Genomic DNA, 20,536 nt, shown 5'->3' on the forward strand with positions numbered 1-20,536 from the left:
ACGGCCGCCCGAACCCGGACCGGCTACCAGGGGAAGGCGAACAGGCCGTAGTAGGCGGCGGTCAGCAGCAGCAGCGCGGTTCCGCCGAGCACGCCGGCGAGGACGCTCTTCTGCCAGGGCGTCGGCTCCCACCCGTCCCGCAGGCCGCCGATCACCGCTGCGAACGCCGTGACCGTCTGCACGAGCATCACGATGGCGAGCAGGCGTACGACCAGCCACCCGGCCTGCACGGCGGGCCAGGCGCCGGCCTGGTTGACGGAGAACAGCACGATGAGCGTGATGAACGCCATGACGGCGGCCAGCTCGCCGAGCGCGGTCCAGGCCATCCGGCGCAGTCGCCGCCTGAGGGCGGGCCACAGGTGGACCCTGGCCTGCAGCCGCAGGTCGCGCCCGCGCAGCCGGACGACCATCTCGGTGACCGGCGCCGCGACGTATCCGACCGCGGCCAGGCAGAGCGTGAGCCACAGGATGGTGCTGTCCCCCCACCACGGCGCGGCCGGCACGTCGCTCGCCTCGAAACGCTGCACCGGGGTCGCCCCCGCGATCGGCAGCGGGGACCTGGCCGTGCGCGGCAGGTCCTTGATCCAGTTCGCCAGCGTCGGCAGGTAGTCCGCCGCGTACGGCCCGCCGCGGATCCGCATGGCGTGGTCGGCCCCCGCGAGGAAGCGGATCGTGTAGTCGGTGTTGCCGCTCCGCGTCAGGGCGCCGGTGAGGGCCTCGGTGCTCTCCACGAAGGGAATGGACGGGTCGTCGGTGCCGTACAACGCGAGGACGGGCTGACCGATCCCGCGCAGGGCGGGCACCCCGTCGTAGCGCAGGAAATCGAAGCCGACCCCGCCCATCGCCCGGGTGAGCAGGTCGCGCACGCCGGTCGGGGCGTGCAGGCGCAGCAGTTGCTCGTTCAGCGCCCAGGCGACCTGGCGCAGCGGCGAGACGTTCGGCGAGGAGACCAGGACCGCGAAAGCGGCCTGCGGATCGCGGGCGGCGGCGATGGGGACGACCCAGCCCCCCTCGCTGACCCCCCACAGGCCGGCCCGCGCCGGGTCGACGTCCGGTCGCTCCCGGAGCGCCCGCAGCATGCGCAGGGCGTCGTCGGCGAGCAGCCCGAAATCGCGGCTGCGGAAGGAGTAGCCCACGGTCCGCTTGTCGTACGCCAGCGTCACGATGCCCGCCCGGGCCAGCCACTCGGCCTGCTGGGTGAACTCCCCGCCGTCACCCGATCCCGAGCCCTGCACGAACACCATCGCCGGGTGGCGTCCAGGGGACAGGGGCGCCCTGATCGTCGCCTTCAGCGTCTCGTTCCTCGCCGGGACGAGGATCGTCTCGGTACGGAACCTGTCGGTGCGGGCGACCGGGCGCACTTCGACGGCGGGCTGGGGAGGTATCTCGCGGAACCGGGGCGAAGCGGGCAGGGGTGCGGGGTCGAAGGCCGGTGGGGAGAGCAGGTGGCCGACGGAGGCGAGCACCACCATCAGCACACCGGCGATCACTCCGAGAGTGCCCCGGCCGACGTTCATGAGGCCGCTCCCCCATGCGTGCGCGCGATACCGAATCCAGGCTAAGTCATTACTTCCCATTTACCACGCCCACCAGAGGGGTGGTTGGGGCCGCGTTTGTCGGCGGGACCTGTTAGCTTCCTGCGACATGCGTGTCCTGCACAGCTCCGACTGGCATCTGGGCCGGTCGTTCCACCGCGAGAGCCTGCTCGGCGCCCAGGCGGCGTTCGTCGACCACCTGGTCGAGACCGTGCGTGCCGAGCGCGTGGACGTCGTGGTGGTCTCCGGCGACGTCTATGACCGGGCCCTGCCGCCCGTCGACGCGGTGGCGCTGTGCAACGAGGCGCTGGCCAGGCTCAAGACCCTCGGCGTGCACACCGTGCTGATCAGCGGCAACCACGACTCCGCCGTACGGCTGGGCTTCGGCGCCGACCTCATGGAGCGGGTGCATCTGCGCACCGACCCCGGCCGGGCCTGGGAGCCGGTCGTGATCGGCGACGTGGCGTTCTTCGGCATCCCCTATCTGGAGCCCGAGCTCGTCCGGGGGCCGTGGGAGCTGGCCGAGCGCAGCCACACCGCCGCGGTCTCGTACGCGATGGAGCGTGTCCGGGCGCACCCGGCGGAGCGCAAGGTGGTGCTCGCGCACGCCTTCGTGACCGGGGGAGAGGCGAGCGACAGCGAGCGGGACATCAGCGTCGGCGGAGTCTCCCACGTGCCGTTGAGCGCCTTCGCCGGGGTCGACTACGCGGCGCTCGGACATCTGCACGGGCGCCAGGTGATGAGCGAGACCGTTCGCTACAGCGGATCGCCGATCGCCTATTCCTTCTCCGAGGCCGGCCACACCAAGGGCTCCTGGCTGGTCGACCTCGCCACGGGCGGGACGGAGTTCGTCCCCGCCCCCGTGCCCCGGCCGGTGAGCACGGTGCGGGGCCGCATCGAGGACCTGCTGACCGACGGTCGCTACGACCGGTACGAGGACCACTGGCTGCAGGTGACGCTGACCGACCCGGTGCGGCCGCGCGAGGCGATGGAGCGCCTGCGCCGGCGCTTCCCGCACGCGCTGGCGCTCGCCTTCGAGCCGGACGGCGTGGCGCGGGGACCGGCGGCCAGGGCGAGGATCGCCGGCCGGCCCGAGATAGAGGTGGCGCTCGACTTCGTCCGCGAGGTCCGCGGCGAGCCCGCCGACGACGGCGAACGGCGCCTGCTGGAGGAGGCGGTCGAGGCGTGCCGCATCAAGGAGAGCGTATGAGCGAGCGAATCGGTGGGCACAGCGCGATGCGGCCGGGTCACCTGCGCGCCTCCGGCACGACGCGACCCCGAGCCGCCAGGCGAGAGGGTGGCATGAGGAGCCTGTCCATGCGGGTGGTGGTGCGGGGGCGCGGGCCCGGCCCGTGGACGAGTTTGGAGGTCCGGTGAGGCTGCATCGGCTGCGCCTGGTCGCGTTCGGGTCGTTCCCGGGGACGGAGGAGGTCGACTTCGACGCGCTCGGCGAGGCGGGCCTGTTCCTGATCCACGGGCCGACCGGCGCCGGGAAGACGACCGTGCTCGACGCCGTCTGCTACGCCCTCTACGGCAGGGTGCCCGGCCAGCGGGAGAGCGCTCGGAGTCTGCGCTGCGACCACGCGCCGCCGGATCGGGGGCCGTCGGTGACGCTGGAGGTGACGATCCGGGGCAGGCGCCTGCGCATCACCCGTTCGCCCGCCTGGATGCGGCCGAAGCTGAGGGGCACGGGCCTGGTGGAGGAGAAGGCGAAGGCCCTGGTCGAGGAACTCGTCGACGGGCTGACCGGGCCCGGCGGGCAGTGGATCGCGCGCAGCACCCGCAGCGACGAGGCCGGCGACTTCGTGAACACGCTGACCGGCATGACCATGGCCCAGTTCTGTCAGGTCGCGATGTTGCCGCAGGGCGAGTTCGCGAAGTTCCTGCGGGCCGGCGGCGAGGAGCGGCGGGAACTGCTCGAACGGCTCTTCTCCGTGCGGGTGTTCGGCGACGTGGAGCGGTGGCTCGCCGACCATCGGACGCGCACCTGGCGGGATGCCCAGGAGCTGGGCCAGCGGGTCGAGTCGGTGCTCGACCGCATGCGCGGCGCGGCCGGAGACGACCTGCCGCTGCCCAAGGACGCCTCCGAGCCCGCCGCCTGGTCGCGGGAGGTGCTCGACCTCGCCCGCGGCGCGCTCGCCGGCGCGGTCGCGGCCGGCACGGCGAGCCAGGAGGCGCTGCTGTCCGCCCGCGCCCGACTGGAGGAGGGCCGGGCCCTGGCCGACCGGCAGCGCAGGCACGCCGCCGCCCTGGCCCGGCGACAGGAGCTCGACGCGGCGGCGGACGAGCGGTCGGACCTGGAGGCGATGCTCGACGAGGCCGCGCGGGCCGACCGGGTGGCGCCGCTGATCCGGCAGGCCGGCCAGCGGGCGGAGGCCGCGGCCAAGGCGCGGCGGCTGGCCGCCGACGCCACGCTCCGCGCGCTTCCCGGCCTCACGGTGTCGCGCTCCCTCGCGGGACCGCGCGTGGACCCGGGTGAGGAGCCGGGTGAGGAGCCGGGTGAGGGACCGGACGGCGAGCGGCCGGATCCCGAGCGGCTGGCCGTGCTGGAGCGGGAACGGCGCGACGAGGTCGCCCGGGTGCGCCAGATCCTCCCGGAGGAGGCGCGCCTTCGGCAGGTTCGCCACGAGCGCGCGGACGCCGAACGCGGGCTCGCCGAGCTGGCCGAGGAGGAGACCGGGCTGACGCGGCGGCGGGCGGCTCTGCCGGCCGAGCGGCTCGACGTCGAGGAACGGCTCGCCCGGGCGCGTACGGCGGCGGCGAGCCTGCCGGGCCTCACGGCCGCCAGGGACGCCGCGCTGCGGGTGCGGGAGGTCACCGAGCAGGCCGATCTGCTGGACGCCGAACTGACGCGGCTCGCCGAGGAGGAGGCGCGGGCGGGGGCCGCGCAGGCGGAGCTGCCCGCGCTGCTGGTGGGCGCCGAGGAACGGCTCAGGGGTTTACGCGACATGGCCGCGCGCGTCCCCGCCCTGGAGGCCGCCGCCCACCTGGCGGAGGAGCGCCTGGCGGCCGCGCGGCTGCGTGACACGCTGACCGCCGAGCTGGAGGCGGCCGAGCACGACCGGCGCGCGGCCGTCGACCTGGCCCAGGAACGCAGGGACCGGCTCCAGGAGGTCCGCCAGGCCAGGATCGACGGCATGGCCGCCGAACTGGCGGCGGGGCTCGTCGCCGGGGAGCCCTGCGACGTCTGCGGCGCCACCGAACACCCCCGCCCCGCCGCGCCCGCGGCACGGGCCGCGACCGCGGACGACGAGCAGGCCGCGCAGGAGGCGTTCGAAGCCGCCCAGCGGGCTCGTGAGGAGGCGGAGGCGAGCGTCGCCGCGCTCTCGTCGCGGCTCGGCGACGCGGCGGCGCGCGCCGGGGACCTGTCTCAGGACGACGCGTCCGCCGCCCTCGCGGACGCCCGCGAGGAGCTGTCGCGGCTGCGCGCGGCGGAGACGGCGGTCGCGGCCGCCGAGGGGGAGGCCGGGCGGCTCGCGGCGGAGCTGGAGTCGGCGCGTGACCGGGCCGCGGAGCTGACCGGGCTGCTGACCGAGACCAGGACCAGGAGGGACGCCCTGCTCGCGGAGGGCGAGCGGCTCTCCGCCGGCCTGGAGGGCGACCTCGTGACGGCGGAGGCGGACCTGGCGCGCGCCCGGTCCCTCGCCGCGTCCGAGGAGGAGCTGGCCGCCCGCGCCACCCGGCTCGCGGCCGAGCTGGAGGAGCTGGGCACGCGGGCCGCGCGCACCGGCGCGGCGATCGCGGAGGCGCGGGCGCACCGGGACAGGCTGGTGGCCGACGAGCACAGGCTGGCCGAGGTGATCGACGCCGCCCGCGGCGAGGACGCCTCGCTCGCCGCCCGCCTCGATCGGCTCGAGGAGGAGGCGGACCTGCTCAGGGAGGCCGCCGAGGCGGCGGTCGCGGCGGCCGCCGCCGACCGCGAGAGCCGGGCGGCGCTGACGGAGGCGGCCAGGGCCGCCGCCGGGGAGGGGTTCGCGAGCGTTGAGCACGCGGCCGCCGCCGTCCGCACGCCGGAGGACCGGGAGACGATGTCCGAGCGGCTGGGTCACCTGGACGCCGAGCGTGCCACGGTCGAGGGGCTCCTCGCCGACCCCGAACTGGTGGCTGCGGCGGCCCAGCCGGGCGCGGACCTGCCGGAGCTGGAGGCCGGCCACGAGCGGGCCGAGCGGGACCACGCCGCCCGCACCTCGGCGCGCGACCGGGCGCGGGGCAGGCTCGACCAGCTCACGGGGCTCGCCGGCGAACTGGACGCCGCGCTGCGCGCCTACCGGCCCGCCGAGGAGCGCCACCGCCTGGTGCGCCGGCTCGCCGAGCTGGCGACCGGAACGTCCGGCGACAACCGGTGGCACATGAGGCTGTCGGCGTACGTGCTGGGGGAGCGGCTCCGGCAGGTCGTCGACGCGGCGAACGAGCGCCTCGACCGCATGTCGAGCGGTCGCTATCTGCTGCGGCACGACCTGAACCGGTCCGCGGGCGACCGGGGCCGGTCGGGCGGCGGGCTGGGCCTGCGCGTGCTCGACGCCTGGACCGGCGTGGAACGCGACCCCGCCACGCTCTCCGGCGGCGAGAGCTTCATCACCTCGCTCGCCCTGGCGCTGGGCCTGGCCGACGTGGTCACGGCGGAGGCGGGCGGCGCGGAGATCGGCAGCCTCTTCGTGGACGAGGGCTTCGGCACGCTCGACGACGAGACGCTCGACGACGTGCTCGACATCCTCGACGGCCTGCGCGAGGGCGGCCGCGCCGTCGGTGTCGTCAGTCACGTTGCCGAACTGCGGGTGCGCATCCCCGCCCAGCTTCGCGTTATCAAGGGCCGTTCCGGTTCCACCCTGTCGCATCGCTGACCGCGTGTGGTGACGCGCGAGGTCGGCGGACGGCCGGACCGGCCGCGCGGTCGCCGGCCTGCCGGCGGCGTCGCCGTGCCGTCCCGGTCACGGAGATCGTCGACGGCGAAGGGAAACCGTCGGCTCAGCCTACCCAGGTTCGAACCCTGGACCTGCCACCAGCAGAACAGCAGCTCAGAGGCCCTCCGGACGCGAGAGCGTCGAGGGCAAGCCGCACGGTCTTCGTCTCGTCGCGGTGGAGAGCGCGTCAGAGATGCTGTCGCGCGTCTTCGCCGCAGCGTGGGGCCACTTCATATCGATGTAGGCCCGGACGAAGGCGAAGACGGTCCGCGCGCTCTTGGCCTTGATCATGGAGGCCGGTAGACCGCTCTCGACGTCGAACGGCTCTCCCCGCTTGGCCGCCTGGCGGAGGTCCGACAAGATCTCGGCGAGAGCCTTGGTCCGGTAGGTCTTCAAAGACCGCTTGCCGGCCACCTGCCATCGAACGACGTAGGACGGCGTCTTGCTCGACTTGTTCCGGTAGGTCTCGAAGAACTTCACGTCATAGGAGGTGTTCACGCAGCCTCCCGCAGGCTTTAGCTAGGCGTCGAACTCACTGCGGTAGATGCGGATCTCCCCGTTGGGGAGCTTGAGGCCCTCGGGAGCCTTGCCGGTCTCACGCCACCGGTAGAAGGTCCGGCGGGAGCTGCCGCCGAGCTCGTCGAGGATTTCGGGGACTGTCATCAGCTTGTCGTCTTTCTTCATGCCGCCCTCCCTTCAGTTGCCGAAAGATCTTGGCCGTCTGCCTCGGCTTCGAGCCGGGCCAGGTGATTACGCCAGCGCTGCCGTTCATGGACCGAGCGGAGCAGGCGCACACCGATTGGGGCCAAGTCGGGATCTCCGGGCTTGACGGGTCGCCAGATGTAGCGGTGGGGGTCGACCGGCTCGTCTTCCACGCCGAGAGCTTCCAGAACCCACGTGCGGCGGTCCTGCTTGTGCTCCGTGAGGGTCTTGTTCGACCACTTCCGCGAGACCAGGACGCGTCGGCCCGCGTAGCCGAGGTGATCGGGCTTGTGCGCCTTTCCCTTGCACCGGCCCGGAGCCACGCCGGGCTTGGCACCCTTGGGCGGGATGCCGTAGCGGAGCCAGTTCGGGCAGGTCGGCGAGCACGGTTCGAACCGCAGCGCCTCCAGTAGCCGCTCTGCATGTGCCTTGCGGCGAGGGTCATCGGTGCCGAGAGCGTCGCCGAGGGACTTGGTCAGGTACTTGGACAGGTACTGAATGAGCTGGTCGGCGTCCGGGGTTCCGGCGAGGACGCTCTCAATGTCGAGTTGGTCGCCGAACCGGAGCACGTGCAGGGGCTCGGCGTCCTCGTCGGTGTCCAGAGCGTCGAGGGCCTGTTCCCAGGTCGGCAGGACTTCCCCGGTGTCGGGGTCGAGGTAGCCGGCCCCGTCCTTCCAGACCGGCAGGTGGTCACCCTCGAACCGGACTTCATCGGTCGAGGGCCACCACACCTGGTGGTAGGTCGCGGCGATGATCTGCCACAGCTCCGCACGGGGCAGGGTGCCACGGATCGCCATGTGCAGGTGCGGCGCGAGCCGTTTCTGAGGTTCGACGGTGGCGAAGTACTGCACGTCATAGCCCGCCACTCGGCGAAGGTTCTGCACGAAGCGGTCCACAAGCTTGGAGAAGTGCAGCGCGTCGCGGGCCGCCCGCGCGTAGTCGTAGGTGCCCGGATGGACGGGCGCACCCTCCAAAACTCGTCCGTAGGAGGGCAGGGTGAGCGTGACGAACATCGACGGCCGATAGGTCTTTCCCTCCGAGCCGGTGAAGGTCCGCCCGAGCGTGGCCTTGGTCATCTGCCGCTTGGGCAGATCCGGGGCGTCCTGCCGCCGCTTCGTGGAGCGTGAGCGCTCGCCGGAGGTGCGGCCGAGGACGTTGCCGCGCAGGCCCGCCCGGTTGATCTCCTCGTCCAGGTCCTCAATGGCCGCATCAAGGGCGGCGCTGCGCGCCGCCCGCCACACACCACCAGGCCGGAACCAACGCCACAGGCAATCGCGGGGGCCCGCCTACAACGCCCGACCAACGACCGCTGACCTCTTTTAGCCGTCGGCGTCTTCCTCGCTTTCGGATTTCCCGTTCACCGTCCGGACCAGCCAGCGCAAGAGCAGCGCACCCACGAGCCAGAAAACTGCGGCAACGACAACACGGGCAACGACATGCACCGACGTGATCTTCTGCGGGCCGTCAACGACAAGGTCCGAGAGCACATCCCACACGCACCAACACGTTAAGAAGCATGTCCAGCCGAGCAGGACCCGGCGAGCCTCACGATCCCACTTCCTGCCTGCCATGCGACCCACCTCAGTGACCCCACGCACGGTAGAGCGATCGCCGTCACGCGCATATTGTGCCTCCGGCGGGGGCGCTCCGGCTCCAGGATGCCGCCCGGCCGGAGAACGCGGGCCGCAGGTGGCTGATGTAGAGCCCGCGCATCCATCCTCCTGCCATCGACCCGGGCAAGCCCAGCAGACCAGCTCCTACGGCTCAAGCCCGTCTTTGACCCTTGGCGTCCGATGGCCGAGGAACGGCGACCGGCTGACGTACACACGAAGACGGGCTTGCGCCTCCGTCGCCGGCCTGCTGCTGCTCCGCAGCGGGTCGACGGCATACGGGATGCGCGGACGGGGGAGGAGCGTGCGAGGCCGCACGAGCCTCGGGGGCTTGATCGCGGATCGCAGGGACGGAGGCCCTACCCGGGAAGCAGGGTGAAGGCGGGCACGTGCACGGGGCGGACCGCGGCGAAGTGGCGTACGTCGAGCGTGAACACCTCAGTGACTTTGACGCGCTCGGCCACCGCGACGACCGAGGCGTCAACGGCGCCGAGGGGGAAGTCCGCGTAGCGTTCGACCAGCGCGGCGACTCTGGAGAGGTCAGGCTCGGTCAGCTCGACGAGCGTGAACACGTCCGACTCGAGAGCGTGGAGAAACGCGGCCTCCGGTGCGGCGCCGCCGAACCTGGAGATCATGTAGCAGACTTCGGCCGCGACGAAGCTGGGGACGAGGAGCTCTCGGCGCGCATCATGGAGGCGCTTGAACTCGCTGACACAGCGCTCATGATCGGCATCGTCGGAAATCGTGGCGGCCACGAGCGGGCCGGTATCGACGACGATCACTCGCCGTGTCCGAAGCCCTCGGCAAGGATCTCCTCGGTACGGGCGGCGACATCCGAGCGGCCGGCACGGACGGAGCCGAAGAAGGCCGGCGGCCAGGAGTCGCTGTCGGCGTGCTCGGAGGAGTGAACCAGTCGCAGCGTGTGCGCGCGGATCTCCCGGAGCTGATCTCCGCTGAGCTGGTCGACCAGCCGATGCATGTCCTCGTACTCTTCAGGGGCGGCAGCCGTCATGGCTCCGAGTCTACGTGCTGGAACTGATCGTTTTCGTGCCGTGCAATATGCGTGCAATGATCTTCGCGGCCACGGGCGAGCGAGCGGGCTCCGGTGCAGGTCAAGAGCGTCGAGGGACCTGGAATGGTCACGCGCTGTAAACCCGTTCCCGGCGCGACGGCCATGTCCGGGCCCTGAGGGCGTCCATGCCGAAACGTCCGAAAGTACGACGCAGGCGGCTCCGACCCTGCTTTCGGCCGATGCCCGTCCCCGGATCCATTTCGCAGGATGAGGCCATGTCACCCATCCATTTCCGAACGACAGCGGCGTCCGTTCCCCAGGGGGGCCGCCGCCTCCCGGCGCGTGGGCTGGTCGCCGCCGGGAGGCTCACTCTGCTGGCCGCGCTGTGCTGCGTCTCGTCGCCCGCCTCGGCGTCCACGTACGGCTCCGTCTCCGCCGCACCGGTGCCGGCGGCCTCCTCTCCGGCGTCCGCGAAGCCGGGCCGCGCGCCGTACCTGCCTACGCCGACCGGCTCCCATCCGGTCGGCACCACGTCGCTGTATCTCAAGGACCTCTCCCGTCCGGACCCGTGGGTGCCGGACGCGAAGGCGCGCGAGCTCATGGTGACGCTGTGGTATCCCGCGAAGTCACGGGGCGGGCGGCGGGCGCCGTACATGACGCCGGCCGAGTCGCAACTCGTCCTCGATGGCACCGGGGTGACCGGCGTGCCGTCCGACGTGCTGAGCAGGACGCGGACCAACGCGTTCCGCGACGCGAAGCCGGCGGGAGCCCGCCGCTCCCTGCCCCTCGTGGTGCTCTCTCCCGGATTCACGTGGCCGGCCAGTTCCCTGACGGCCCTGGCCGAGGACCTGGCGAGCAGGGGCTACGTGGTGGCCGGGATCGACCACACGTACGAGAGCTTCGCGACGACCTTCCCCGACGGCCGGGTCGCCACGTGCGCCGCCTGCCGGATCGAGTCCGGCGAGGACTTCGGCGAGAGGGCGGTGCGGAGCCGGGCGGCCGACGTCTCCTTCGTGCTCGGCCGGCTGACCGGCCCGCGCACGGCCTGGCAGGGCGGCGGCCTGATCGACCCGTCCCGGATCGCGATGGCGGGCAGCTCGCTCGGGGGCGCGAGCGCCGCCGAGACCATGCTGAGGGACGGCCGCGTGCGGGCCGGGATCAACATGGACGGCACGATGTTCGTCCCGATTCCCGTGACCGGGCTGGCGCGGCCGTTCCTCTTCCTGGGCCAGGAGGCGCACGGGCCGGGAGGCGAGGACGCGACGTGGGGCCGCGACTGGGGGCGCCTGTCCGGGTGGAGGCGCTGGCTCGTGGTGACCGGGTCGGTGCACGCGTCGTTCACCGACTACGACCTGCTGGCCCGTCAGATCGGCGTCGACCTCGGGGGCGGCCTTCCCGGTCCCCGCACCGTGGAGGTCACCCGGACGTACGTGAGGGCGTTCCTCGACCTGCACCTGCGAGGGCGGCCGCGGGCCCTGCTGGACGGGCCGTCGGAGCGTTTCCCCGAGGTCCGGTTCTGCGCGCCGGAGGCGAGGACCTGCGCCTAGGACGCCGGTCTCGGCCGGGGCGGTACGCGGGGCGGCGGCCCGCTTCACGCGGGTGCGGACGCTGTTGCGTCAGTGGCGGCCGCGTGCGATCGCCCGCACCCGCCCCGCGGGCGGTTCACCAGAGCGCGAGCGACCGGGTCAGGATGCCGGCGAGGTCGTCCTCCGCCACGGGCCTGGGTGAGGTGGTGAGCAGCCGCTGCTGCCTCATCGCCCCCTCCACCAGCGCCGGCACGTCGCCCTCCGCGTACCCGACGCCGCCGATGCCGTTCGGCATGCCGACGTCGCGCATGAGCGCGGTCAGCACGCCGGGCAGGAACTCCGCCGGGTCGTCCGGCGTGGCCGCCGAGGGGTCGAGCAGCTCGGCCGCGCGCAGGTGCCGCGCGGGATCCGCCTCGAAGGTGAACCGGAACGCCTCCGGCGCGGTCAGCGCCACGGCCATGCCGTGCGGGACCATCGGCTCGCCACCGGGATAGCCGGCCGGGTGGAAATCCTTCACCCGTCCGGCGATCGGATAGGCGTTGGCGTGCGGGATGTGTACGCCCGCGTTGCCGAACCCCAGCCCCGCGAACGTCGCCGCCAGCGCCATCGCGCCCCGCGCCTGCGCGTCGTCGCCGTGTCGTACGGCCGTGCGGAACGAGCCGGCGAGCAGCCGGAGCGCCTGCTCCGACCACATGTCCGCCACCGGGTTCGACCCGCAGTACGGCACGCGCTCCTCCGGCCGCCTGCGCTCGTAGGAGGTGTACGGCCGGGCGGTGTAGCTCTCCAGGGCGTGACAGAGGATGTCCATCCCCGCCGCGGCGGTCACCTCGGGCGGCTGCGTCATCGTGAGGCCGGGGTCCACGACCGCCAGCACCGGGCGGAGCCGGGCGTGGCTGATCCCCGTCTTGACCTTGAGACCGAGCACGTCGAGCACGCAGATGGTGGTGCTCTCCGAACCGGTGCCCGTGGTCGTGGGCACCGCGACCAGCGGCTTGAGCGGACGCGAGGGGGCGCGTCCGGCGCCGATCGGCGCGTTGACGTAGTCCATCAGCTCGCCCGGGTTGGTGGTCAGCAGGTTGACGGCCTTGGCCGTGTCGATGCTCGACCCGCCGCCGACCGCCACGAAGGCGTCCCACGGGCCGCTCGCGCGGGCGTGCTCGATCGCCGCGAGCATGCTCTCGTCGGTGGGCTCGACGCGGACGCCGTCGTACACCTCCGCGTGCATGCCGAACCCGGCGATCTGTTCCGCGATCCGCGCCGGAGCGCCCGTCGCCGCCACGCCGGCGTCGGTCACCACCAGCGCGCGGCGCACGCCGTACTGCCCGAGGTCGAAGCCGATCTCGGCGGACGCGCCGGGGCCGAACTTGAGCGCGGGCGCGCCGTACGTGAAGACGGACTCGGGGTTGCTCGGGACGATCACGATCGCTGGCCTTCCATCCGGGGGCTCATGCGGGCACGCGCGATGCCGGTGCGGGGTTCCCGATGGGAACCTGGCATGTAGCATGCTGCATGTCAATGCGCCGCCGGGACGCGGGCGGGCCCACGGCCCTCGGGAGGGTGGTCAGACGGTGCGAGCGGTCGCCGGCACTTCCAGTCTCACCGAGCAGGTCGTCGAGGCGGTCAGGGAGGCCATCCACTCGGGCGAGCTGCGGCCCGGAGAGCTGTACTCGGTCTACCGGCTGGCCGGGCAGCTCAACGTCTCCCGCACCCCCGTACGCGAGGCGATGCTCCGGCTGGCGGAGGCCGGTCTGGTCCGGTTCGAGCGGAGCCGGGGTTTCCGGGTGCTGCGCCGCGACCCCCGGGAGATCGCCGAGGTGTTCCACCTGCGGCTGCTGCTGGAGGTGCCCGCGACGAGGCGGGCGACCCGCCACGCCGGTCCCGGCCTCGCCCGTGCCCTGCACGAGGAACTGGAGGCGATGCGCGCCGCGGCGGCCGACCATGACGAGCCGCGTTTCATGCGGCACGACCGGGCCTTCCACGACGCGATCCTCGCCGCGGGAGCCAACCGGCGGCTGGCCGAGGTCGTCGCCGGGCTCAGGGACGCCACGGTGACGCTCGGCGCCTCCACCGTCGACCGTTCCCGCTCGCTGGCGGACGTCGCCGCGGAGCACGAGCCGATCCTCGCCGCCGTGCTCGCGGGCGACGCGGACGCCGCCGCCACGGCGATGCGCGCTCATGTGGCGCACACCGGCGAACTGCTCGTGGCCCAGGCCGCCGCGGAGAACGGCCGGCCCGCCGACCCGGCCGACATCGCCCTCGTCCACGAGGCGCTGAACGAATCTACAACGTAAAGGACCAACCGGGCTGCGGCGACGAACGGGCCACGTCCATGATCGGGATATGGGCGAGAACCGATCGGTACGAGACGTCGTCGTTCCCCGGCGCGACGACCTGGAGAATGCCAGGCAGGTGATTCGGGAGCACCTCCATCCCACTCCGGTGGACCCGGGCGCGGGCACGCCCGGCGACCCTGGGCTGAAGCTGGAGAGCCTGCAGCCCACGGGGTCGTTCAAGGTCCGGGGCGCGCTCAACGCCGTGGCCGCCGCGCCGGGTACCCGCGTGGTGACGGCGTCGGCCGGCAACCACGGGCTGGGCGTCGCCTTCGCGGCCAGGACGCTCGGCCGGCGGGCGACGGTGGTGGTCCCGGAGACCGCCTCGGCAGCGAAGGTGGACGGGCTGCGCCGTCTGAACGTGGACCTGGTGTGCACGGGCGAGAGTTTCGACGAGGCGGAGGAACACGCGCTCGCACTCGCCGAGACGCCGGGCTGCCACTACATATCGGCCTACAACGATCCGTACGTCATCGCGGGCCAGGGCACGATCGGCCACGAGCTGGACGAGCAGGTCGACGGCCCGCTGACCGTGGTGTGTCCGATCGGCGGCGGAGGGCTCGCCTCCGGGCTGGGATTGTGGGCGGCGGGCCGCGCGGACGTGCGCGTCGTCGGAGTGGAGGCCGCGGCCTCCACCGCCGTGTCCGCGGCGGTCGGGGCGGGCCGCCGCGTGCCCGTCGGCATCGGCCCGACCCTCGCCGACGGCCTTGCCGGGAACATCGAGCCGGGATCGGCCACTATCGGCCTCGTCGCACGGCATGTGCACCAACTGGTCGCGGTGACCGAGGACGAGATCCGAACCGCGCTGCGCTACCTGGCCGCGGAGCGTGGATACGTGGCCGAGGGCGCGGGAGCGGTGCCGGTCGCCGCCCTGCTCGCCGGAAAGGTCGCCGTGTACGGACGGGTCGTGGCGGTGGTCTCGGGCCGCAACATCACCCCCGCCGCGCTCGCGGCCGTCCTCGCCGCCGACCAGGCGGCACCGGCCGCGTCGTGACCCGCGGGCCCGGACAGGTCAGGGAGCGGGCTCGCCCGTGGTCGTCGTGGTGAGCGCGGCGACGGCCCGCACCGCGGCCGCGGGATCGTCGGCGAAGAACCGCACCCGCCGGACGGCCGTCGCCGGGCGTACAGCCTGCCAAGGACGGCGCGGAGGGGACACCTCGATCGGTTCGCGCAGGTCGACCACGAGGTTGGTCTGGGACGAGACCGCGAGGGCGAGCTCGCCGTCCGAGATGCGCAGGAGTCTGTTCTCGTCGTAGCGGCGGTCGACGCGCGCCGACGCGACGAGCCGCGCCGGGACGTCCAGGCCGAACAGCCGGCCGTACCGCAGGCGCAGCGCGTCCGGCGAGACGGTGTGCGGCCGGCGGGCGCAGCTCACCATGACGCCGAGGACGCCGAGGGCCGACGCCGCGTCGAGGGCCAGTATCACCAGGCGCGGCGCGTCCGGCAGCCCGAACCGGCGCAGCAGCAGGTCCATGGCCACGGTCTCCAGGACCAGCACGAACAGCAGCACCGCCATCGCCGGCGTCTGCTCCCGGCTGTAGCCGATCGCGTGCCTCACGACGCCGCTCCGTCCGCGAGCAGCGCCATGGCCCGCCGCGCGACCTCGGCCTGCGCGGGGGACAGATCGGCGAGGAACGCCTGGGCGAACGGGTCGTCGGCGCGGGGCATCGCGGAGGCCAGCGAGGCGGCGAGCTCGCGGGGCAGGTGCGCGGCGAAGTCGGCGGCGAGGGCGCCGACCCGGGGGTCGGCGGGGTCGGCGCCGTACAGCTCCGCCAGCCTCCGGTGCAACGCCTCGGCCCGGGCGACCGCCTCCGGTGTGGTCATGGGCCGCATCAGCTCCAGCAGGCGATCCCGGTCCTCCGGCTCGGCCGCCGCGTCGAGGAGGGCGAGCAGTTCGGCCTCGGCCGCCGCGAACGGGGAGTCGCGCACGGGTTCGAGGCACCGCAGGAACTCGGCCATCGCCGGCGAGACGGCGTCGTCCGGCGACGGCGACTCCTCGCTCAGCAGCGCGGCGAGCCGCCCGCGCCTGGCCCTGATCGCCGCCTCCTGCCGGGCGAGGTCGGCGTCCAGCTCCAGCAGGATCTCCCGCAGCTCCCGGGCGGAGTCGCCGGTCAGCACGTCGCGCACCTCGTCCAGCGACAGGCCCAGCTCGGTCAGCCTGCGGGCCCGGGCGAGAAGGAGCGCGTCGCGCAGGCCGTACTCCCGGTAGCCGTTGAGCCGCCTCGACGGTTCGGGCAGCACGCCCTGGTGGTGGTAGTGCCGCACGGTGCGGGTGGACACCCCGACGAGCGCGGCAAGTTCGCCGATCCGCATGCCCTCATTAGAGACGTTGACGTCGCGGCAAGGTCAACAGCTCACAGAGGCAGCCAGCGGGCCGTGAGGAGATAACCGCCGTAGACGAGCGCGGACGCGGAGACGAGCAGGAACAGCAGCACCCAGAGCGTGCCGGGCACCCGGGTCAGCCGGGCGAGCTGGTCGGCGTCGGAGTCGGGCGCGCGGCCGACGCGCCGCTTGCTCTGCAGTTCGAGGATCGGCCGTACGCCGCCGAGCAGCAGGAACCACGCGGCGACGTACGCGCAGGCCGACTGGACGTCGGGCGGCGCGAACCAGGACAGCGCGAAGACCGCGCCGCCCACGGCGAGCAGCGACACGGCGCCGAAGAAGTTCCTGATCACCAGCAGCATGCACGTCAGCAGGGCGAGCACGCCCCACAGCAGCATCGTGATCCGCCCGTCGGCGACCAGCCAGGCCGCCCCGAGCCCGATCAGCGAGGGCGCGACGTACCCCGCCGCGGCTGTGGCGATCATGCCGGGCCCCGTGGGCCTGCCTCTGGTGAGCGTCACGCCCGAGGTGTCCGAGTGGAGGCGGATGCCCCGCAGCTTGCGCCGGGTCAGCACCGCGACCAGCGCGTGGCCTCCCTCGTGCGCGATCGTGATCAGGCCGCGGGAGATGTGCCACGACGCCGGGTAGGCGACGACGGTGAGGGCGGCGAACCCGGACAGGACGACCAGCCAGAGCGGGGGCGCGACCTGGACGGCGGTCAGGTGGTTCCACAGTGCCTTCAGGGGGGTCACCCCCGGAATCGTACGGCGGACGCCCCCCGGCCGCGGACGTGCCCACCACCCGCGCCTGGGGCGGCACCACGTTCGGCATGCGCGCGAACCCGAGGCCGGGTGGCGAGGGTCGGTGCCCGATGCGAGGGCGGTTACCTTCTACGTGTGGCTGAGCGGCGTATGCGTGGACTGCGCGGATTGAGTGGGCTGATGAGGGCGAAACCGGAGCAGGCTCCCGAGCAATCCATGGACCCCCGTGCGGGCGAGGAGGAGCCGTTCCGGCACAGCGTGATCGACAACGCCGTGTACGTGGACGGCGAGCGGGTGGACTCGCCGCTTTCGCTGGGCGACGCGATCGCCGCGCTGCGGTCGCGGCCGGGTGCGATGGCGTGGATCGGCCTGTACCGGCCGGAGGAGGCCGAGCTGATCAAGGCGGCGGAGGAGTTCGGCCTGCACGAGCTCGCCATCGAGGACGCCATCGTCGCCCACCAGCGGCCCAAGGCCGACCGGTACGGCGACACGCTGTTCGTGGTGCTGCGGGCCGCCCAGTATCTCGACCAGCCCGAGAAGGTCGCCTTCGGCGAGCTGCACATCTTCGTCGGCCCCGACTTCGTGCTGACCGTAAGGCACAGCGAGGCGCCCGACCTGTCCAAGGTGCGCCGGCGCATGGAGTCGGACCCCGACCTCCTGCGCCAGGGGCCGCAGGCCGTGCTGTACGCGATCCTCGACGCGGTCGTGGACGGCTACGCGCCGGTGGTCGCCGGGCTGCAGAACGACGTCGACGAGATCGAGGTGCAGGTCTTCGGCGGGGACCCGGCCGCGCCCCGGCGCATCTACGCCCTGTCTCGCGAGGTCATCGAGTTCCAGCGGGCGACCAGCCCGCTGGTCCCGATGCTCGACGGCTTCATCGCGGGCTCGCCCAAATACGGCGTGAACGAGGAGCTGCAGCGCTACCTGCGCGACGTCTCCGACCATGCCATCACGGTCACCGAGCGCGTCGCGGGCTTCCGGCAGATGCTGCAGGACATCCTCGTCGTCAACGCCACACTCGTCAGCCAGCAGCAGAACGAGGAGATGACCAAGCTCACGGCCGCGAGCATCGCCCAGGGCGACGAGGTCAAGAAGATCTCGGCGTGGGCGGCCATCCTGTTCGCCCCGACGCTGGTCGGCACGATCTACGGGATGAACTTCGACCACATGCCCGAGCTGCACTGGCTGCTCGGATACCCCATGGCGATCATGCTGATGGGCGTCGTCTGCCTCACGCTCTACCTGGTCTTCAAACGCCGCGACTGGCTCTGACGGCCCCGGGGTCACGAGTACCTGAACTGGAAGGAGATCTCGAGCTTCCGCTCCATCGTGGTGTCGTCGGCCGTCAGGATGGTCCGTACCGTCTGTCCGTTCAGACTGGCGACGACGATCGCGTCGTCGTCGCCGTCCCCGGTGGCCTGGCAGACGACGTGCTCGTCGCCGAACCAGGCGTAGACGTACTGACAGTTCGCGGTGAACCGCCGCAGCTCCCGGCCCGTGGCCGCGTCCCAGACGCAGTACGTCCGCGCCGGGCCGGCGCAGGCGGTGAGGAACGATCGCCTGGAGGGCGCGAACAGGACCCCGACCTCGTCCGCGCGAACGGTGTCGGCGACGGCGCCGGCCGCCATGTCGCGCACCGCCGTCCCCGCGGCGCTGAAAAAGCGTATTCCTCTGGTGCCGCCGGTGCCGGTGAGCGCGACCACGCCCTTGTCCCGCGCGTCCCACGTGAACGTCGAGTGGGCGATCGCCGGGTCCGCGACCGTCACGACCCGTGCCTTCGGCTCTCCCACCTCGGCCACGATGAAGCCCTTGCTGGTGACCTCGGTGGATCCGGTGAACATGATCAGCGTCAGCAGGATCCTCCTGCCGTCCCTGGACCACTGGATGTTGGTGCCCTGAAGGGGCTGCCGCACCGTCAGCGTCTTGCGGACGTCGCCGGTCTCCAGGTCGATGACGTCGACCGAGTCGTAGCCGTCGGTGAACTCCGTCGGCAGACCCGCCGCGTACCTGCCGTCGGGGGAGACCTCGACCTGGAAGTAGCCCGTCCACTTCCGGAACTTCGCGCCGGGGGAGCTCCTCGTGTAGAGACCCCGCAGGCGCCCCTTGGCGTCCGTCACCCGATACGCGGCGACCGCCACAGGGTCGCTCGGATGTTCGTGGAGCACCGCGGAGACGCCGGGCAGTTCCCGGCCGACGAGGCCCGTCGTGGGGACGGCGCCGTCCCGCGCCGAGGGCGGACGCGGGCCGGAGCCGGGGCGGGGCTCGGACTTGCGCTGGAACGTCGTCCCTCCGCCGGTCGTCCCGCCGCTCTTGCCGGAGGTGCCCTGCGGACGGGGGTCGCTCGGACTCGTGACCGGTGTGGCATCCGTGGCCGGCGTGAGGTTCGCCTGTCCGGCAGGTACGACGGTGAGCGCGGACGCCGGCGGCGAGCCCGGCAGGGACGTGTGCGCCCTGACCGCCCGCACGCCCGGGTCCTCCCCCTGGGGCAGGACGAACACGGCCGCGGCGACCGCCGCCACCGCGGCGCAGACCGTCGCGACGACCTTGGCGGCCGGGCGGCCCGCGCGCCCGCCCGCGTCCGTGGCCGCATCTGTGAACGCGTCCGTGGCCGCACCCGTGGCCGGATCTGTGGCCGGATCTGTGGCCGCGCCCGTGGCCGGATCTGTGGCGGCATCTGTGGTGGCGGCGTTCACGCCCACCTGGCCGGGAGCGGGCGACGGCTCCGTGGTCGTCTCCGGAGACTCGGTCCGGTCCGGTTCTTCCGCGGGTGCCTCCCCGGCGGGCGCCGGAGGTGCGGGTTCGGGAACGGTCCCCGGCGCGCTCTCGGCGGGCTCGGGCCCGGTTCCCCGCGCGCTCTCGGCGGGCTCGGGCGCGGTCTCGGGAACGGCGTCCCGAGCACTCTCGTGAGTGCTCTGCGGAGCGGGTTCGGGAGCCGACTGTTCGATAAGCGCGTCGATGACCTGCTGGGCGGACGGCCTGCGAGCCGGATCCTTGTCGAGGCAGGACGCCACCACATCCCGAAGCCTGCCCTCGATGTCCCGGATGTCCGGCTGGGCGTTCAGGATCCGGTTGATGACGGCGGGCAGCGACTGGTTCCCGAACGGTGCCGACCCGCTGGCCGCGAACACGATCGTGCCGGCCCAGGCGAACATGTCGGCCGCCGGGCCGATGTCCTGGTTGAGGAACTGCTCCGGCGCCATGTAGGCGGGCGTTCCGATCGGCACGGAGGTCAGTGACGACGTGGTGTCGAGCGCGCGGGAGATGCCGAAGTCGATCACGCGCGGACCGTCGGGGCCGATGATGACGTTGGGCGGCTTGAGGTCCCGGTGGACGATTCCGGCACGGTGGATCGCCGCGAGCGCGGTGGCCGTCCCGACCGCGAGGCGGGAGAGCGCGTTTCCTCTGATAGGGCCCGAGGTGGCGACGCTCTGCTGGAGTGAGGGGCCGTCGATGAACTCGCTCACGATATACGGCCGGTCATATTCCACGCCGGTGTCCAGAACCTGGGCCGTGCAGAAGGCGGCCACTCTTTTGGCCGCGGCGACCTCGCGGAGGAACCGCTGGGCGCCGGCGATGTCGCCGGTCAGGTCGGGCCGGATCCACTTGACCGCGACGGGCTGCCCGGAGGGGTCGACCGCGTGGTAAACCGTTCCCTGGCCACCCACGCCAATACGACCGGTAAGTGTGTAACGACCGATTTGTGGCGGGTCTCCCGGCCTTAAAGGTGATATCTCCGGCACATCGTCATTGTTATGGATCGATCCAATCGGCAGTAGGTGTCAATGGGGCAATTGTTATCGGAACGGTGCTCACATGCGGGCGGCCGGGAAATCCACT

Annotated in this window: 19 protein-coding genes; 7 read left to right on the top strand and 12 right to left on the bottom strand. The window is 72.7% G+C overall.

Annotation, left to right across the window (positions count from 1 at the left end):
• Window positions 1-23: 23 nt before the first annotated feature.
• Complete coding sequence (locus HHX30_RS06750) at window positions 24-1,517, bottom strand: S9 family peptidase (RefSeq protein WP_169980468.1); 1,494 nt, start codon at window positions 1,515-1,517, stop codon at window positions 24-26.
• Window positions 1,518-1,644: 127 nt separating this feature from the next.
• Here HHX30_RS06750 and HHX30_RS06755 point away from each other — a divergent pair, with 127 nt between their 5' ends.
• Genes HHX30_RS06755 through HHX30_RS42550 form a run of 3 tightly spaced genes read left to right on the top strand, consistent with a single transcriptional unit; the run spans window position 1,645 to window position 6,376 of the window.
• On the top strand, window positions 1,645-2,745 hold the full coding sequence (locus HHX30_RS06755) for an exonuclease SbcCD subunit D (RefSeq protein WP_169980469.1): 1,101 nt from the start codon (window positions 1,645-1,647) through the stop codon (window positions 2,743-2,745).
• The gene (locus HHX30_RS06760) at window positions 2,742-2,912 is read left to right on the top strand and encodes a hypothetical protein (RefSeq protein WP_169980470.1); all 171 of its coding nucleotides are present in this window, start codon (window positions 2,742-2,744) and stop codon (window positions 2,910-2,912) included. The genes HHX30_RS06755 and HHX30_RS06760 overlap by 4 nt, the downstream gene beginning before the upstream one ends.
• Window positions 2,909-6,376 (top strand): AAA family ATPase, encoded by a 3,468-nt coding sequence (locus HHX30_RS42550; protein ID WP_169980471.1) that lies wholly within the window; start codon window positions 2,909-2,911, stop codon window positions 6,374-6,376. Before HHX30_RS06760 ends, HHX30_RS42550 begins: the two co-directional genes overlap by 4 nt.
• 174 nt (window positions 6,377-6,550) lie before the next feature.
• Here HHX30_RS42550 and HHX30_RS06770 read toward each other — a convergent pair whose 3' ends face one another.
• The 6 genes from HHX30_RS06770 to HHX30_RS06795 all read right to left on the bottom strand — a co-directional run bounded on the left by HHX30_RS06770 (window position 6,551) and on the right by HHX30_RS06795 (window position 9,760).
• Complete coding sequence (locus HHX30_RS06770) at window positions 6,551-6,934, bottom strand: hypothetical protein (RefSeq protein WP_249349726.1); 384 nt, start codon at window positions 6,932-6,934, stop codon at window positions 6,551-6,553.
• Window positions 6,935-6,955: 21 nt separating this feature from the next.
• On the bottom strand, window positions 6,956-7,120 hold the full coding sequence (locus HHX30_RS06775; RefSeq protein ID WP_169980472.1) for an AlpA family transcriptional regulator: 165 nt from the start codon (window positions 7,118-7,120) through the stop codon (window positions 6,956-6,958).
• Window positions 7,117-8,379 (bottom strand): replication initiator, encoded by a 1,263-nt coding sequence (locus HHX30_RS06780; protein ID WP_311922148.1) that lies wholly within the window; start codon window positions 8,377-8,379, stop codon window positions 7,117-7,119. Before HHX30_RS06780 ends, HHX30_RS06775 begins: the two co-directional genes overlap by 4 nt.
• Before the next feature lie 78 nt (window positions 8,380-8,457).
• Complete coding sequence (locus HHX30_RS06785) at window positions 8,458-8,634, bottom strand: hypothetical protein (protein WP_169980473.1); 177 nt, start codon at window positions 8,632-8,634, stop codon at window positions 8,458-8,460.
• Window positions 8,635-9,107: 473 nt separating this feature from the next.
• The gene (locus HHX30_RS06790; protein ID WP_169980474.1) at window positions 9,108-9,530 is read right to left on the bottom strand and encodes a PIN domain-containing protein; all 423 of its coding nucleotides are present in this window, start codon (window positions 9,528-9,530) and stop codon (window positions 9,108-9,110) included.
• A complete protein-coding gene (locus HHX30_RS06795) occupies window positions 9,527-9,760 on the bottom strand; it encodes a hypothetical protein (protein ID WP_169980476.1) in 234 nt (77 codons plus the stop codon). Before HHX30_RS06795 ends, HHX30_RS06790 begins: the two co-directional genes overlap by 4 nt.
• Window positions 9,761-10,035: 275 nt before the next feature.
• Here HHX30_RS06795 and HHX30_RS06800 point away from each other — a divergent pair, with 275 nt between their 5' ends.
• Window positions 10,036-11,307, top strand: a complete 1,272-nt coding sequence (locus HHX30_RS06800) for an alpha/beta hydrolase (RefSeq protein ID WP_169980478.1) — start codon at window positions 10,036-10,038, stop codon at window positions 11,305-11,307.
• Between the two features lie 115 nt (window positions 11,308-11,422).
• Here the strand turns inward: HHX30_RS06800 and HHX30_RS06805 are convergent, their stop codons facing one another.
• Complete coding sequence (locus tag HHX30_RS06805; protein WP_311922150.1) at window positions 11,423-12,706, bottom strand: hydroxyacid-oxoacid transhydrogenase; 1,284 nt, start codon at window positions 12,704-12,706, stop codon at window positions 11,423-11,425.
• Window positions 12,707-12,854: 148 nt separating this feature from the next.
• Between HHX30_RS06805 and HHX30_RS06810 the strand changes: the two genes are divergently transcribed.
• Together HHX30_RS06810 and HHX30_RS06815 are read left to right on the top strand one after the other, a co-directional pair.
• The gene (locus tag HHX30_RS06810; RefSeq protein ID WP_310741903.1) at window positions 12,855-13,577 is read left to right on the top strand and encodes a GntR family transcriptional regulator; all 723 of its coding nucleotides are present in this window, start codon (window positions 12,855-12,857) and stop codon (window positions 13,575-13,577) included.
• Between the two features lie 49 nt (window positions 13,578-13,626).
• Window positions 13,627-14,610 carry a threonine/serine dehydratase gene (locus HHX30_RS06815; protein ID WP_169980484.1) on the top strand — a complete coding sequence of 328 codons (984 nt, stop codon included), beginning with the start codon at window positions 13,627-13,629 and terminating at the stop codon, window positions 14,608-14,610.
• Window positions 14,611-14,628: 18 nt separating this feature from the next.
• On the opposite strand, the gene HHX30_RS06820 is transcribed toward HHX30_RS06815, so the two are convergent.
• Genes HHX30_RS06820 through HHX30_RS06830 form a run of 3 tightly spaced genes read right to left on the bottom strand, consistent with a single transcriptional unit; the run spans window position 14,629 to window position 16,690 of the window.
• Window positions 14,629-15,174 (bottom strand): hypothetical protein, encoded by a 546-nt coding sequence (locus HHX30_RS06820; protein ID WP_169980486.1) that lies wholly within the window; start codon window positions 15,172-15,174, stop codon window positions 14,629-14,631.
• Window positions 15,171-15,929, bottom strand: coding sequence for a MerR family transcriptional regulator (locus tag HHX30_RS06825; protein WP_169980488.1), 759 nt, complete (start codon window positions 15,927-15,929; stop codon window positions 15,171-15,173). The genes HHX30_RS06820 and HHX30_RS06825 overlap by 4 nt, the downstream gene beginning before the upstream one ends.
• Before the next feature lie 41 nt (window positions 15,930-15,970).
• Window positions 15,971-16,690: a M50 family metallopeptidase gene (locus HHX30_RS06830; protein WP_396703420.1), complete on the bottom strand. Its 720-nt coding sequence runs from the start codon at window positions 16,688-16,690 to the stop codon at window positions 15,971-15,973.
• Between the two features lie 189 nt (window positions 16,691-16,879).
• Here HHX30_RS06830 and HHX30_RS06835 point away from each other — a divergent pair, with 189 nt between their 5' ends.
• Complete coding sequence (locus tag HHX30_RS06835) at window positions 16,880-17,971, top strand: magnesium and cobalt transport protein CorA (RefSeq protein ID WP_249349728.1); 1,092 nt, start codon at window positions 16,880-16,882, stop codon at window positions 17,969-17,971.
• Between the two features lie 11 nt (window positions 17,972-17,982).
• On the opposite strand, the gene HHX30_RS41395 is transcribed toward HHX30_RS06835, so the two are convergent.
• The gene (locus HHX30_RS41395; protein WP_311922151.1) at window positions 17,983-20,439 is read right to left on the bottom strand and encodes a protein kinase domain-containing protein; all 2,457 of its coding nucleotides are present in this window, start codon (window positions 20,437-20,439) and stop codon (window positions 17,983-17,985) included.
• Between the last annotated feature and the right edge of the window lie 97 nt (window positions 20,440-20,536).

The organism is Microbispora sp. H10836 (assembly GCF_012999525.1).
Taxonomy (GTDB): Bacteria; Actinomycetota; Actinomycetes; order Streptosporangiales; family Streptosporangiaceae; genus Microbispora.